Origin of the sequence: Halochromatium roseum (genome assembly GCF_016653315.1) — a bacterium.
Classification (GTDB): Bacteria; Pseudomonadota; Gammaproteobacteria; order Chromatiales; family Chromatiaceae; genus Lamprobacter; species Lamprobacter roseus.
Genome location: NZ_NHSH01000035.1, coordinates 1 through 15,018, shown reverse-complemented (window position 1 = coordinate 15,018; position 15,018 = coordinate 1). Strand labels below are relative to the sequence as shown.

Sequence of the window (15,018 nt, the reverse complement as noted above, 5' to 3'; positions counted from 1 at the left end):
ATGTTCAACCCCAATCGCAACCCCACCGGCGGCCGCGGCAACGACAGCAAGCCCAAGGGCGGATGACCCGAAGCTCGGGCAACTGGACCGCCCAACCCGGCGGCTACGACGCGCTGCACTGCGAGCGCCACATCTGGCCGAGCGAGGAGGGGACCTACGGCATCCCAAGCCTGCAACCGCAGACCTTCGACCTCCCGCCCAACCTCCGCCTGCTCCCATACCGATCCCGGCTCGATCGTCTCGATCCCAACCGTGACGTCTGCCACTTCTACCTCGACGACTACCGCTTCGAGTCCACCTGGACCCGCCTCGACATCGGCGCGTGCCACGTCAGCGGCTACTTCGCCACCCTGACCCCCCGACTTCAGCCTCTATCCCGATTGGCCCATCGCCGCTCAGCTCTGGAACACCTACCGCAGCCGCTGGCTCGGTCGCTTCTGGCAGGAGGGCGGCCTACGCGTGATCCCCACCGTCAACTGGAGCGATCAGCGCTCGTTCACCTTCTGCTTCGACGGTATCGAGACCAGCCAAATCCTCAGCATCGGCACCGCCGACTGCCGACGCGGCCATGATCGAGCGCCTGCAACCCCGAGCGCTCATCGTCTACGGCTGTCTGCAGCCCCAGCAGCGCCGCACCATCGAGCACAGCGGCTGCCAGCTCTACCCGATCGTCCCAGCCTGAGAGCGGTTACGCCAGCTCAGCCCGCCTCATTCTGGATCGCAACAGTGCTGTCTTCTTCGCTCGCCACTCGCCTCGAACCTCTGCACAGGATCAAGCGGCGAGCCTAACATCCTGCGTGCTGAGGTGCCGGCGAGGCGGTCAGTACAGGACGACGGCTATCGAAGGCCCGTACACTTGGCACACGGTGACCACACAATAAGGACACCCTGATGCCAGCCAGGGATCACTACAAGCCCTTGTTCAATGCCCGCTTACTCGGTGAGGCGCCGGACGCCGCTCACATCGAGTGCGCCCCGACCCAGACCGAGGTTGCCCAACGCTGGGCCGATAGCGCCGGCAGCGGCGCCCTCAGCCCCAGCAAGGAAAAGCAGCTCCAAGGCGGTCAAGGGCTATCGGCCGCCGGATGCTCGGCTCGGTTGGTATGGCGCGGGAATCGACCGTACCCGCGCGGTCGTTGAGCTGAAGTCGCCCGGCGCCGATCTGGAAGCCAAGCAAGGCGTCGCCTATGGGCGCCTGACCCCTGTCGAGCAGGAGTTTGGCTACTCGGCCAAGGTGGATGACTGTTGCCGGCCAAGGTCTTGACCCAGACGCTTAATGTCAAGTCTGAGGGTTTCGTGCGGATCTCGCGCTGGCAGCAGCTCTGAGGGCTGTTCAACGCAGTGGACACGGGCAATGCGGAGATGCAGATCAATGCCTACAACGGCGGTCTGTTCGCCCATGATCCCGAGCTGGAGGCGTTGTCGGTCTCCGCTGCCAGTCTCGACGGGATTGCCGCCCTAGCGGGCAACGATTGCTTGATCCAAGATGGCGGCTTGTTCATGTCGGCAGCCGCAGCGCTGATCAGTTAGGATTTAAACCTGCTCGTGAGATCGGAGACCACCGTGCGCACTACCCAACAGCTCAGTATCAACTTACCGAACGATCTGGTCGAAGAGGTCAAGGCGAGAGTCCGTACGGGTGAGTATGCCTCCGACAGCGAGGTCATCCGCGAGGGCTTGCGTACACTACTCGCCCGTGATCGTGCGGTCGACTCATGGCTGCACCAACAGGTCGGCCCGGCCTACGATGCGTTGAAGGCCGATCCTGAGTTGGCCGTGACGGCTGAGCAAGTCCGCTCCCGCCTGGCCGCGGAACATCGCAAGCAGCGATGAGTCATCGGGTTGTCTTTTCACCAGAAGCCGAAGACCAACTCGTCGCTCTGTATCGCTACATCGCCGATGCTGCATCGCCGGAGATTGCTGCGCGCTACACCGAGGCGATTGTTAGCTACTGCGAGGGGCTGCGAACATTTCCTCACCGCGGTACCCAACGCGATGACATCCGCCCAGGGCTGCGCGTCACGAACTACAAGAAGCGGGCCGTGATCGCCTTCGCCGTCGACGACGACATAATCTCGATTCTCGGTGTTTTCTATGGCGGCCAGGACTACGAAGCGGCCTTGTTGGAAGACCCCGAGGACTCGCTTCAATCCCGTGAGCGTTGACCTTGGGTCTGGGATTGGTATAGATCACATGCGAGAGGAAGCTAGTGCGCGACCCCTTCAAACCGCTGTTCAACGCCCGCTTGCTCAGTGAGGCACTTGAAGCCGCTCACATCCAGTGCGGCCTCGCTCAGACCGAGATCGCCCAGCGCTGGGCTGACAGCACCGGTAGCGGAGCGCTCGGCTCGGTCAAGGAAAAGCAGCTCCAAGGGCAGTTCCTGACCGAGATCTTCGGCGGCCTGCTCGGCTACGCCCAGATCGTCAGCGCCGACGACATCCATCATCTCGAGCCCGAGACCAGCTCCAAGGCGGTCAAGGGCTATCGGCCGCCGGATGCCCGGCTCGGTTGGTATGGCGCCGGCATCGATCGCACCCGCGCGGTCGTCGAGCTGAAGTCGCCCGGCGCCGATCTGGATGCCAAGCAAGGCGTCGCCTATGGGCGCCTGACCCCCGTCGAGCAGGCGTTTGGCTACTCGGCCAAGGTGGATGGCTGCCGCTGGGTCATCGTTAGCAACTATCTGGAGCTGCGCCTGTATCGCACCGATCGCGGGCAAGGCTACTACCAGCGTTTCTCGATCGCCGATCTCGCCGATTCTGATCGGCTGCGCGCCTTCTGTTTTCTGCTGGGACAAGCGACCTTGCTTGGCCCGCAGCCGGACAGCGAGAGTGCCGTCGAACGCCTGGCGACACAGACGCACGTCGAAGAGGAACAGATCACCAAGGCGTTCTACGCCTTCTATCGCGATCTGCGCCTGACCTTGTTCGATCAGCTGCGGGCGGACAATCCAGCGCCAACCGGCCGAGCCCAGGATCAGCATCTCGAGCGGTTGCTCGAGCACGCCCAGAAGATCCTCGATCGCTGTCTGTTCATCTGCTTCTGCGAAGATACCCGGCTGCTGCCGGCCAAGGTCTTGACCCAGGCGCTCAATGCCAAGTCTGAGGGTTTCGTGCAGGTCTCGCGCTGGCAGCAGCTCTGCGGGCTGTTCAACGCGGTGGACAAGGGCCATCCGCCGATGCAGATCAATGCCTACAACGGCGGTCTGTTCGCCCATGATCCCGCGTTGGATGCGTTGTCGGTCTCCGCGGCCAGTCTCGATGGGATCGCCGCTCTGGCCGGCTATGACTTCGAGACCGACCTCAACGTCAACATCCTCGGCCACATTTTCGAGCAATCGATCACCGATCTGGAGCTGATCCGGGCCAGCATCCGTGGCGAGCCTGATCAGGCCCGAACCGACCCGCAGCGCTCAAGGCGCAAGCGCGACGGCATCTTCTACACCCCGGAGCTGATCACCCGCTTCATGGTCGAGCGCACCATCGGCGGCTGGCTGAAAGAACGTTGGGCCGAGCTCGAGGCCAAGCATCGCACCGGCAAGCCGGGACCGATGGCGAATGAGACACGGCTGAAGGTACTGCTCGACTACCTCGAGGTTCTCAAGCACATCAAGATCCTCGATCCCGCCTGTGGCTCCGGCGCCTTCCTGGTCGCCGCCTTCGATTTCCTGCTCGCCGAGTACGAGCGGGTCAATGCCGAGATCGCGGCACTGACCGGCTCACCGCAGCAGCTGGGGTTGTTCGATCTCACCCGACAGATCCTTCAGCAAAACCTGTTTGGGGTGGATCTGAACCCGGAGTCGGTCGAGATCACCAAGCTCTCGCTCTGGCTCAAGACCGCCCAGCGCGACAAGCCGCTGAACAACCTGGATGCCAACATCCGTTGCGGCAATTCCTTGGTGGAGCCGCTGCCCGATCAGGCGCCTGATGTCTTGCGCGAGGCCTTCGCGCAGCTGCCGGAGGACAGTCGCGCGTTCGATTGGCAGGCGGCCTTCCCCGAGGTCTTCGCTCGCGGCGGTTTCGATGTGGTGATCGGCAATCCGCCCTATGTGCGGCAGGAGGCCCTGGGGCCGTTGAAGCCCTATCTGGCGCAGTGCTACGCCAGCTACAGCGGTGTCGCCGATCTCTATGTCTACTTCTATGAGCGTGGCCTGAACCTGCTCGCGCCGAACGGCAAGCTCTCCTACATCGTCACCAACAAGTGGATGCGCGCGGGCTATGGCGAGCCGCTGCGACGGCTGTTCAGCGAGCAGGCTCGGCTTGAGGAGATCCTCGATTTCGGTCATGCGCCGATCTTCGAGGATGCCGATACCTTCCCCTGCATCATCGTTGCTCAGCGGCGAGCGGACGCTGCGACCGCGACCGGCGACACCACGACCGCAGCAGCGACAGCTTCAGCGACGGCAGCAAGAGCAGCGATAGGAGCAGAAGCGGCAGGAGCAACAGCGATAGGAGCAGCAGGTGCAGCAGCGCTAGCATCCACAGACAAGGCCGAGGCAACACCGATGGTCAGCGTCTGCATCGTGCCCCGAGACCGGTCGGCTGAGCTGTCGCTCGACAACTACGTCCATGAGCACGCCTATCCGGTGCCCTGGAGCCGCTACAGCGCCGAGCCGTGGAGCCTGGAGCCGCCAGAGGTCGATACGCTGATGCAGCGCATCCGTGAGCGCGGTGTGCCGTTAGCCGAGTTCTTGGGGGTGAAGCCCTACCGTGGTGTGCTGACCGGGCTCAACGAGGCCTTCCTGATCGATGACAACACCCGCACCGCGCTGATTCGAGATGATCCCGGCTGCGCGGAGATCATCAAGCCGTACCTGCGGGGACAGGATATCAAGCGCTGGGGACCTGATTGGCAGGGGTTGTGGATGATCTTTGCTCGACGCGGCATCGATATCCAGGCTTACCCCTCAGTGTTGCAGCATCTGGAACGTTATCGCGAACGGCTGGAGCCGAAACCCACAGATTGGAGCAAGGCGACACACGGCGACTGGTCGGGGCGCAAGCCGGGAAGTTATGCCTGGTACGAGATTCAAGACAGCGTCGACTACTGGCGCCTCTTCGAGGCCCCAAAGATCCTCTACCAGGAAATCCAGTTCCATCCACAGTACGCCTATGCGGACTATCCGCTCTACGGCAACAACAAGGTCTTCCTCCTCCCAACTGCTGACCTGTATGTATTGGCAGTCCTCAACTCACCGCTGCTTTGGTGGCACAACTGGCGCTTCCTGCCGCACATGAAGGACGAGGCTCTGAATCCGGCGGGCTTCAGGATGGAAACGCTGCCGATCGCAGAGCCAACCACAGCGATCCGCAGCGAAGTCGAGCAGCATGCCGCCGAATCCATCGAGCTAACTCAACAGGAACAAACTGCCTCCTGCGAGCTACTCGGCTGGCTCCGCGTCGAGTTCGAGATCGAGAAGCCAGGCCAGAAGCTCACCGATTACGCCAACCTGACTGCTGACGACTTCACCGCAGAGGTGCGCAAGCGTCGGCCCAAGGGCGCCGCGCGCTTGACGCCGAAGGCATTAGCAGAGCTTGCGGGTGTCCATGAACAGTATGCCGTGCCGGCAAGGGACCGCAGGGTCCAGCTCCAAGCGGCAGAGAAGCATATCGCCGCGCTTGTGAACCAAGCTTACGGACTCAGCGCCGACGAGATCGAGCTGATGTGGAAGACGGCGCCGCCGAGGATGCCTATTGGCCATTGACAGCGATTGGCAACAAAATCAGTTCGGATGCGATTCAGACATCGAGGTCAACTGCATAGTGAGCCCGAGCGCATGCGTGATCTTCAATGCCGCCTATTAGACGCGCGAGGTGCAATCGTCGGCTGGATTTGCCTTGTTATGCGATCGGTTTCGTTGGGCTTTCATGTCGCTGATAATGTCTTTCACCGACATCCCTTTAAACAGCTGCTCCCGCTCAACAGAATAGTTTCCAGAGCCCGCACGGAAGTGATTGAGGAACCGAATCGTATCAACAATACCGATCTCCTTTATCAATGCACTTGTGCCACGTTGCGTTACTTCAGTGATTGGTTGAATATTCGTTGTCATCGTAAAACCTCCGACACAAGAGCGAGCACGGAAACAACTTCGCATTCTAACCCTGAGACTGCTTTGGCCTTTCGTAACAGCTGATCATCACAAGTTGCGAAGTAATCAACCTTTGTCGTTGATGCAACTGCAAGATGCACAGCATCCATTGGACGGATTCCGACGCTTTCTAGAACTTCGGCTAAGCTTTCGGCCTGACCAGTGAGTTCAACTCGCTCCTGGGCCAGGCACAAAATAGCCTCCACCTCGTTGCGGCGCTGTTCGCTAGGAATACGCCCCATTTCATACTCAAGCGCCTCAGAATTCAGGAGTACGATCTCACCGGCTTGAACAGCGGCCAGAATAGCAAGGACTGCTTCGGTTTCAACCCGTATCCTCGGTTGCGTCTGGTCGTCGAGTGGGCGTTGTAAGGAACAGCTATCGAGATAGATTCTCATCTAAAGAGTGTAGACGGTCTTGTGCACTGTTACTGGTTTCTGGGTATCTGGAACCTTAGCTTTCAAAGTCTACACAGCAATCGGTCTGGGTGCTGCATTAGCGATTCGCGCTGAGGTCTGCGAGACGCTCAACCCACACCAGAGGCCTCTCCCTCACCAGGCGGACAGAGGGCGACCATATTGCACAGCATCGCCAAGCTGTCGGCCTCCATCTTCTCCATCACCTTTGCGCGGTGGGTCTCGACCGTGCGCGGGCTGATCTCCAGCTCGCGCGCGATGTCCTTGTTCGATAGGCCTTGGGTCGCCAAGGTCATCACCTGCTGCTCGCGTGGGGTCAAGGTCGCGCAGCGCGTGCGCACGGCCTCCACCGCGCTGGCATCGTCACGGCGTCGGCGGTCGATCTCGAAGGCGCGCTCGATGCGCTCGGTCAGCTTGCTCTTGCTGACCGGCTTCTCGAGGAAATCCACCGCGCCCGACTGGACCGCCCGCACCGTGGTCGGCACATCGCCGAATCCGGACAGGAAGATGATCGGCAGGTCATAGCCGCGCTTGCGCAGCGCCTGCTGCAGCTCCAGACCGGCCATCTCCGGCATGCGCATGTCGAGCACCAGGCAGCCGCGGTCATCGTCCGCGCAGGAGCCGAGAAACGCCTTGGCACTCGCAAAGCCCTGCACCCGATAGCCGAGCATCTCCAGCAGCAGCTGCATCGATTCGCGCATGGCGTCGTCGTCATCGACGATGTAGACACATTGATTCTCATCCATCATGGGTCTCCTGAATGGGCCAGCGGCAGCATGAAATGGAACCTGGCGCCACTGCTTGAGCTGGGATCGACCCAGAGCTTGCCGCCATGGGCCTCCACGATATCGCGGCTGATTGGAAGCTCCATGCCGAGCCCTGAGCCGCGGCGCGAGGCGAACAGATCGAATAAGGCATGCTCATTCTCCACATCCAGTCCAGGGCCGGTATCGCGCACCGTGACCTTGACCATCGGCGAGCCTGCATCGGTCTGGATGTCGGTCTGGTCGTCTGTCTGGGCCATGGGGCTGACCTCGGAGGTGCAGGAACAGGTTTCAATGGTCACCCGCCGCTCGGGCATCTCTGCTTCATCAATGGCTTGTACCGCATTGCAGATCAGGTTGACCATGACCTGCTCGAGCTGAACCGGGTCACCGAGCAGCCAGAGACCGGACGAGCCCGAGGCAAACTCCAGCGCGACCCGGCGTTGGCTCGCAAACCAGCCGATCAATTCCAGCGTGTGCTCGATCAGGGGGTCGAGCTCAACCGGCTGCATCCGGACCTCCTTATGGCGCAAGAAATCACGCAGTCGCTCGACAATGGCACCGGCGCGCTCGAGCTGGGCATCGGCCTTGGCGATTATCGGCTCCAGCGTCGCCGCATCTGCTGGGCGCTGGGTCGCATCGGCGCCATGCAGCTGCTCGAGCGCGGCGCGCCCGAAGAAGGCCGCGGCGTTCAGCGGCTGCGCCAGCTCGTGCACCAGTGAGGTGGCGAGCACCCCCACCGCATTGACGCGCGCCGCATGAGCCGCGGCCTCCCGCGCGATCTGCGTATTCTGCTCGGCGCGCTTGCGGTCGGTGACGTCGATCTGCACGATCACCGCCCCCTGCCCTGTCTCCTCTCCCTTAGCCGCATCTCCCTCGGCGTCGAGCGGGGCGGCAGTCAACGCCAGCCAGTGCTCGCCATCCCGGCGCTCACAGGCAAATTCGGCGACGAACCGTTGGCGACGTCGCTCGAGGACGGCCGCCACGCCGTCGGCAATGGCAGCGGTCTCGGCCTTTGACGCCGGGCGCTCAGCCTCTGCTCGGGAGGCCTGATCGCGACAGGCCGCGAGATAATCCCATCCGACATCGGCCCGTTGCGCTGACGACCCTGAGGTCGGGTGCTTCGGGCAGTCGGCAAAGCGCTGCCAGGCGTCGTTGGCGAAGACGACCCTGCCCTTCGCATCCAGCACCAGCACCTCGGCCGGCAGGGCATCGAGGATGGCGTGGGCGCGGTGCTCGGTCGCCCGCTTGCTGCGCTCGAGCCGGCGCTCGGCGGTGATATCGACCAGTGCGCTGAAGCACTCAGGGCCGTCATCGCCATCACGGCGTGACGACACCAACCGCAAGGCCTGGGGCGCCGGCTCGGGACGTGGGCGGCGCGATTCCAGATCGACCTCCAGTGGCTCGACCATCGCGCCATCGGCGCCGCCAACCACGGCTGAGACGTGATCGAGGAACCGCCGCATCTCTCCGCCTGCCAACAGGACCGGAAACGGCGTGTTACTGAGTCGCAGGCGATCGCGCCCGAGCATCTGCGCGGCGGTGAGATTGATCTCGCGGATGCGCCCGCGCCGATCAAAGACTGCAAAGCCGACCCGCGCTAGATCGAACAAGCGGGCGTAATGGTCGCGCGAGACCTCAAGGATGTGGCGCGCATCGGTAAGCTCGCGCCCCTGCAGCTCAAGCTCCACCTGGTGCGTTTGCAGCTCGAGCAGCAGATCCCGGGTTGCGTCGTTGGCTCGTCCGCCGTCCAGCAATTCACTGATCAGCTGATCGAGCCGACGCGCCAGCTCGGGCTTGCTCAACACGTTTAGGACGGGCCCCCTGCCATGACCGGGCGCCCTTGCATCATCTGTCATGCCTACCTCATCGATCGCTGCCTCGCGGTCTTGCGCTCTCGCTATGTGCCTAGGATAGGTCAGTGTCTTGTTCCCATAAACCGGAGCAAATTCGGCGCCAGCCTTGTCGCTTGGCCGGCGCAATGGCGAGGCACAGGGAGCGCGGGCAACCAAATGGTTGCTTTAGACAGCCCCTTGGTTCTAAAGACCCGATCCTGGCTGGCAGGGTGACACTGTTAGGGAGCTAGTAGGGAGCTAGTAGGGAGCTAGGCTGGATTGCCCGTCATGCCCGCCAACGTCATCCGCGCTTGAGCAGCGTGCGCAGCGCCTCGAGCGAGCGGGTGTTGATCACGTCATCGGCCTCGAGCCAGCCGCGACGTGCCTGGTCGACACCGAAGCGGATGTAGTCCAGATGGGTGCTGCTATGGGCGTCGGTCGAGATCGCGACCTTGACGCCCATCTCCTTGGCGAGGCGGCAATCGGCATCGCTGAGATCGAGCCGCTTCGGCTGGGCATTGACCTCCAGGAAACAGCCCCGCTCGGCCGCTGCCGCGAGCACCCGCTCCAGATCCAGTTCATAGGCATCGCGCTTGCCGATCAGACGTCCACGCGGATGGCCAAGGATGGAGAAATTCGGGTTCTCCATCGCCCGCAGCACCCGCTCGGTCTGCTGCTCGCGCGAGAGACCGAGCTTGTCGTGGATCGAGCAGACACAGAGGTCGAGCCGCTCGAGGATGGAATCCGGCAAGTCGAGCGAGCCGTCCGCCAGGATGTCCACTTCCGCGGACTTGAGCAGGGTGATCCGACCGTCAAGCGCATCGTTCAGGCGATCGATGCGCTCGATCTGCTCGCGCAGCCGGGCCTCGTCGAGGCCGCCGGCAACGGTCAGGTTCTGGGTGTGATCGGTGATCGCCAGGTACTCATAACCGCGCTCGGCGCCGGCCTCGGCCATCGCCCGCAGGCTCTCGTGACCGTCGCTGGCCCGGGTATGGCAATGCAGATCGCCGCGGATCGCCTCGAGCTCAATGAGCTGTGGCAGTCGACCCTGCCGCGCGGCCTCGATCTCGCCGCGATGCTCGCGCAGCACCGGCTCGATATAGGGCAGGTCCACGCTGGCATAGACCTCCTCTTCGGTGCGCCCGGCGATGCGCTCCTCGTCGCGGAAGACACCGTACTCGTTGATCTTGAGGCCGCGCTCGACCCCCATTCGGCGCACCGCGATGTTGTGCGCCTTGGAGCCGGTGAAGTAATGCAGTGCGGCGCCGTAGGCGGCCTCTGGCATCAGGCGCAGGTCCACCTGCAGGCCCGAGCGCAGCACCACCGTCGACCGGGTCTTGCCCTGGGAGAGGATCTCCCGGACCTCTTCATGGCCGGTGAATCGCTCCATCACCGCTGATCCTGCATCGGCGGTGACCAGGATGTCGAGATCGCCGACCGTCTCCTTGCGACGGCGGAAGCTGCCGGCGACGGTGAGCTGCTGGACGCCTTCGATCCCACCCAGATCCCTGGCGAGTGTGTCGGCGACCTCCTCGGCCTCCATCAAGCGCGTGCGCGCCTCCTGGCCCTGGCGCCGGGCCAGATGCTCGGCGATGGTCTCCTCGGTCTTGCGGCCAAAGCCCTCGAGCTGGCGCACCCGCTGCTGATCGACGGCCTGCTTGAGATCATCGAGATTGTCAATTCCCAGGTCCTGATGCAGCGCCTTGACGCGCTTCGGACCCAGCCCGGAGAGCTGCATCAGCTCGCTCAATTGGGCTGGCAGGGTCTCCTCGAGCTCGTCGAGCTGGGGCAGCTCGCCGGTCCGAGCGATGGTCGCGATCTTCTCGGCCATGCTCTGGCCGATATCCGGCAGCTCGGTCNCGCCGTTCTCGACCTGATCGGCCAGGCTCTGTGCCAGCCCGGAGACGGTCTGGGCGGCTTGGCGATAGGCACGCACCCGGTAGGCATCGCTGCCGCCGATCTCGAGTAGATCGGCCGCGCGCTCGAGCCGATCAGCGATTTCTTGGTTATGGATCGTCATGATGTCGGATGAGCTGTATTAGTGACTGTCCATTTTCTACTTCCCGATCATCGCCCAGCAGTGGCCCTCAAATCGGGAAGACGTTGATGGACGGTTTCTTAGTCGGAATACCCGCCACCGCCTCCACGCGGCCCGCGGGCGAAGAAAGGCGTCCGGCCGCGTGGCACCACCACGATGCCAGAGTCGGTCACCGGCAGGCTGGCGCGGTCCTGCTCGAGATCCCAGCCAATGCTCGTCTCCCGCTCGATCAGGTTGTGTCGGTCGACGATGACGCGGCGCAGCCGCGCACCCTTGCTGACCCGTGCATAGTCCATGATGATGCTGTCCTCGATCTCCGCGCCTTCCTCGATGACCGCCTCGCGCCGCACGATCGAGTTGCGCACACGGGCACCCTCCACCAGCGTGGCCGCACCCAGCAGTGAGTTATCGATGTCGCTGTCCATCACGCGCGCGACTGGCCCCTGATAATTGCTCGAGAACACCGGCCAACGGGGATTGAACAGATCCAAAATCGGCTGGGCACCCAAGACGTCTTGGTGCGCCGCGTAATAGGCATCGATGGTGCCGACATCACGCCAATAGGCTTGCTCTTCATAAGACTTGAGTCCAGGCACCCGGTTGTTGGCAAAGTCATACGCAAACACCCGGCTCCCGGCGAGCATGCGCGGCAGCACGTGGCTGCCGAAATCGGTCTCACCATTGCGCTGCGCATCCCGCAATGCGCGCACCAGGCAGCCTGCCCTGAACACGTAGTTACCCATCGACGCATAGACCCGGCTCGGATCATCCGGTATCGGCGTGCCCTGCGCCGGCTTCTCCTCAAACCCGCGCACCCGTCCATCGCTGTCGGCAACGATGACGCCGAAGCTCGATGATTCTTCGCGCGCGACCGGGAGCGCGGCGACGGTCACATCGGCGTCGCGCTCAAGGTGATGCTCGATCATCCGGCCGACATCCATGCGGTAGATGTGGTCGGCGCCGAACACCAGCACCAGGTCCGGGTGATGCGACTCGATCAGATCCAGATTCTGGGCCACGGCGTCTGCGGTGCCGGTGAACCAGGTCTTGCCGTTGTGCATCTGCTGCGGCACCACGGTCACGAACTGATCCGGAAACAGCGGCGAGATCGTCCAAGCCTTGCGCACATGCTCGATCAGTGACTGCGACTTGTATTGCACCAGCAGATAGATCGTCGAGATCCCGGAATTGACCAGATTGCTGAGCACGAAATCGATGATCCGGTAGCGCGAGCCAAACGGGACCGCCGGCTTCGAGCGCTTATCGGTGAGCGGGCGCAGTCGTGATCCCTGCCCTCCAGCCATCACCATGGCCATGATGCTGTTGCGATTGCCAGCATGTGATTGGTTCGGTTGCATCGATTAGGCTCCTGTCTCCTGTGTCGGTGAGTGACGGCTCAAAAACACCGCCGGTCGTTGATTTGACCCATCTAAAGCAGGCCAGGAGGTGCTTCGGCTGCAGCTTCGGCTCCAGGGGCGATTCGACGACGGCCTCCGGATCGGAGCGCGGATCGAAGGGCTTGGCGTCCTGTCAGCAGCGCTGCATAGATCGAGATCATGGAGTAGATCGAGATCATGGAGCCTCCATCGCGACGGGTGGTTGTATCCATTTCAGGGCTCAAGCAATCGGGGGGCCAGAACGCCTGGACCACATTTCTGCGCGGCACAGTCGTTGCAAAGTCTTTGCTATCAAGCAGCGATGTCGTTGCTATCAAGCACTGTGCCGAACAAGGCGGTTGCCGAGCGCCTCGCTTTCCTTAAAGCTTCCCTACAGCCTTTTTAAAGCCTCCCTCACAGCCTTTCCTAGAGCAAAAACCGATGAACACTGCGATCACCGATGCAAAGTCCCGATGCTCACGCGAGCGGCTCAACGCCAACACCCTGCTGCTCCTTATCAGCGCCGCACTAGCAATCACCGCCGCAGTGGCGACCACCGACGTCGCCGCTCAAGCACCGGTTGATCCCGCCGCGCCTGGCGAGGCGAGGCGAACACCCAGTGGTGAGCCTTGGCGCGGCACCCTTCAGAGCGGCGCCAAGGTCTGGGTCGACCCCCGCACCAACCGGCCGATGACCCAAGGACCCGGCTACCAGTCCCAGCTTTGGGATGGCATCTATCGCCTGAACAACGGCACTGAGCTGCATGTGCGCGATGGTCGGGTGGTGCCGACCACCGAGATGCTCGAGCGTCGCCAGGCGACGCCGATGCCACCGCCAGCTGACGAGCAGGCTCCCAGGGAGGATGACACTGCGCAGCCGGGGCAGCCGGGCGAGGCAGCTTTACCGCAGGGCGGCGACAGCCGTCCCTGCCAGGTGCTGGTTGAACAGGCCTGCGGTCCCGACAACGCCTGCGCGGATACCACCAAGTGCAGCGCCGCACATCAGCTGGTCGACATGGCCGCTGAGCAGCGGGCGCAACAGGCAAGGCCGAATGCTGTGACAGGGACCGAGCTCAAGTGCCGCGAAGCACTCAACGACAGTTTCTTTGCCCCCTGTCGAGCGAGCGCCGCTGGCGAGGACAACGCAGCACCAGCGCGCTGATGGTGGCGCAGCAGTCAAAAATGTTCCAGGAACCAGTCCCGAGCGAGCAACGCAGCAACCTCGAGCTTACCGGCCTCCTCGAACAGGTGGCTGGCGCCCGGAACGATCTCCAGCTTGGGCTCGACACGCATCTTGCGCGCAGCGCTGCGGTTCATCTCGAGCACCTGCTGATCGAGGCTGCCGACAATCAGCAGTGTTGGCTGCTCAACCTCAGGCAGCGCCTCGCCGCCGAGGTCCGGCCGCCCACCGCGTGAGACGACGGCGCGAACGGCCTGCGGCCGCTGTGCCGCAGCGCCGAGCGCGGCGGCAGCGCCCGTGCTGGCGCCGAAGAGTCCGATCGGCAGCTGCGATGTGCGTTGATCAACGGCGGCCCAATCGACCGCGCGCACGAGGCGCTGGACGAGCAGCGGGATATCGAAGCGCAGCTCGGCCGTAAACTGGTCGATCTGATGCTCTTCGGGGGTGAGCAGATCGGCCACGGCCTGGTTGCGTCGGCTGAAGCGGCTACTGCCACTGCCGTGGGCGAACAGCACCAAGCCGCTCGCCTGCTGGGGAAGATCGAGAAAGCCGGGCAGCTCGCCGCCTTCGATCGGCACCCCAACCTCGATCGTTTCGCGTGGTGAAATCATCGATGACCTCTTGTAGACGAAATCTAGTGGACGACGTCTAGGACGCCGCAATCGAGCTCAGCATGCGGGGATTCCCGCTAAGCGGCTCGAGCTCAATAGTGAGCTGTGCAGAATCCGTTCCGGGTTGGCGAGTCCGCTGCTCAGCGCGCGCCCTTCAGCGTCCGCCCTGTTGCCCTCCAGCGCCACCCTGAGGGCCAGCGCCAACGCGCTTGGATACTGGTTCAAAGTCACCAGCGGTCGTTGATTTGACCCACCGCCCTGGGCTGACTCCGCATTGGGGCATGGCGGACGCTCAACTGAGGGCGTCGATGCGCCGCCCTGCAGGCAGTCGATTCGCCGGGCGTTGATCACAGCGGCACGCGCGTTGCATCGCCGAGTCTTGTATTTCGGACCCGTCCGCGCTGCTTGCGATGGCCTGGCCTGCAGAGGCTCTGCTGACATCGAAGCACTGCTCGGTCCTCTGGTGGAGATTGAACGCAATGCATGATTGGGAGTGGAGCTACCATGACTATCGCCCCGAGCAGGAACGGCTGCGCGAGGCGTTGTGCACAGTGGGTAACGGCTATTTTGCGAGCCGCGGCGCTGCCCCGGAGTCGGTGGCCGATGCGCATCACTACCCTGGCACCTATCTAGCGGGCGGCTATGACCGAGCCAAGACCGAGATCCAGGGGCGCATGGTCGAGAACGAGGACCTGGTCAATCTGCCCAACT

Annotated in this window: 14 protein-coding genes and 2 pseudogenes; 8 read left to right on the top strand and 8 right to left on the bottom strand. The window is 63.0% G+C overall.

What is annotated here, in order from left to right:
- Window positions 1-369 precede the first annotated feature (369 nt).
- The 6 genes and pseudogenes from CCR96_RS25490 to CCR96_RS24400 form a co-directional block, all read left to right on the top strand.
- Window positions 370-552: pseudogene (locus CCR96_RS25490) on the top strand (DUF4417 domain-containing protein); the annotation flags it as partial.
- A 439-nt stretch (window positions 553-991) separates the two neighbouring features.
- Window positions 992-1,264: a hypothetical protein gene (locus CCR96_RS03325; RefSeq protein ID WP_201217277.1), complete on the top strand. Its 273-nt coding sequence runs from the start codon at window positions 992-994 to the stop codon at window positions 1,262-1,264.
- Window positions 1,265-1,341: 77 nt separating this feature from the next.
- Window positions 1,342-1,530: a hypothetical protein gene (locus tag CCR96_RS03320; RefSeq protein WP_201217274.1), complete on the top strand. Its 189-nt coding sequence runs from the start codon at window positions 1,342-1,344 to the stop codon at window positions 1,528-1,530.
- Between the two features lie 33 nt (window positions 1,531-1,563).
- On the top strand, window positions 1,564-1,833 hold the full coding sequence (locus CCR96_RS03315; RefSeq protein WP_201217271.1) for a ribbon-helix-helix protein, CopG family: 270 nt from the start codon (window positions 1,564-1,566) through the stop codon (window positions 1,831-1,833).
- Window positions 1,830-2,165, top strand: a complete 336-nt coding sequence (locus tag CCR96_RS03310; protein WP_201217267.1) for a type II toxin-antitoxin system RelE/ParE family toxin — start codon at window positions 1,830-1,832, stop codon at window positions 2,163-2,165. Before CCR96_RS03315 ends, CCR96_RS03310 begins: the two co-directional genes overlap by 4 nt.
- Window positions 2,166-2,209: 44 nt before the next feature.
- Window positions 2,210-5,701: an Eco57I restriction-modification methylase domain-containing protein gene (locus tag CCR96_RS24400; RefSeq protein WP_338035798.1), complete on the top strand. Its 3,492-nt coding sequence runs from the start codon at window positions 2,210-2,212 to the stop codon at window positions 5,699-5,701.
- Between the two features lie 96 nt (window positions 5,702-5,797).
- Here CCR96_RS24400 and CCR96_RS03295 read toward each other — a convergent pair whose 3' ends face one another.
- The 7 genes and pseudogenes from CCR96_RS03295 to CCR96_RS03270 form a co-directional block, all read right to left on the bottom strand.
- On the bottom strand, window positions 5,798-6,049 hold the full coding sequence (locus CCR96_RS03295) for a hypothetical protein (protein ID WP_201217263.1): 252 nt from the start codon (window positions 6,047-6,049) through the stop codon (window positions 5,798-5,800).
- Window positions 6,046-6,486, bottom strand: a complete 441-nt coding sequence (locus tag CCR96_RS03290) for a PIN domain-containing protein (protein WP_201217259.1) — start codon at window positions 6,484-6,486, stop codon at window positions 6,046-6,048. Before CCR96_RS03290 ends, CCR96_RS03295 begins: the two co-directional genes overlap by 4 nt.
- Before the next feature lie 128 nt (window positions 6,487-6,614).
- Window positions 6,615-7,250: a response regulator transcription factor gene (locus tag CCR96_RS03285; protein WP_201217244.1), complete on the bottom strand. Its 636-nt coding sequence runs from the start codon at window positions 7,248-7,250 to the stop codon at window positions 6,615-6,617.
- Window positions 7,250-9,127, bottom strand: a complete 1,878-nt coding sequence (locus CCR96_RS03280; protein ID WP_201217240.1) for a PAS domain-containing sensor histidine kinase — start codon at window positions 9,125-9,127, stop codon at window positions 7,250-7,252. Before CCR96_RS03280 ends, CCR96_RS03285 begins: the two co-directional genes overlap by 1 nt.
- Before the next feature lie 277 nt (window positions 9,128-9,404).
- Window positions 9,405-10,962: pseudogene (gene polX, locus CCR96_RS03275) on the bottom strand (DNA polymerase/3'-5' exonuclease PolX); the annotation flags it as partial.
- A 1-nt stretch (window position 10,963) separates the two neighbouring features.
- A partial coding sequence (locus CCR96_RS24395; protein ID WP_242518408.1) for a helix-hairpin-helix domain-containing protein occupies window positions 10,964-11,123 on the bottom strand: 160 nt, incomplete at its 3' end.
- A gap of 98 nt (window positions 11,124-11,221) precedes the next feature.
- Window positions 11,222-12,499, bottom strand: a complete 1,278-nt coding sequence (locus tag CCR96_RS03270) for a glucose-1-phosphate adenylyltransferase (protein ID WP_201217233.1) — start codon at window positions 12,497-12,499, stop codon at window positions 11,222-11,224.
- 459 nt (window positions 12,500-12,958) lie between these two features.
- Between CCR96_RS03270 and CCR96_RS03265 the strand changes: the two genes are divergently transcribed.
- Window positions 12,959-13,678 carry a hypothetical protein gene (locus CCR96_RS03265; RefSeq protein ID WP_201217229.1) on the top strand — a complete coding sequence of 240 codons (720 nt, stop codon included), beginning with the start codon at window positions 12,959-12,961 and terminating at the stop codon, window positions 13,676-13,678.
- A gap of 14 nt (window positions 13,679-13,692) precedes the next feature.
- Here the strand turns inward: CCR96_RS03265 and CCR96_RS03260 are convergent, their stop codons facing one another.
- A complete protein-coding gene (locus CCR96_RS03260; protein ID WP_201217226.1) occupies window positions 13,693-14,307 on the bottom strand; it encodes a dienelactone hydrolase family protein in 615 nt (204 codons plus the stop codon).
- Window positions 14,308-14,837: 530 nt separating this feature from the next.
- On the opposite strand from CCR96_RS03260, the gene CCR96_RS03255 reads away from it, so the two are divergent.
- Window positions 14,838-15,018: hypothetical protein (locus CCR96_RS03255; RefSeq protein WP_242518407.1), on the top strand; the 181-nt coding region annotated here is incomplete at its 3' end.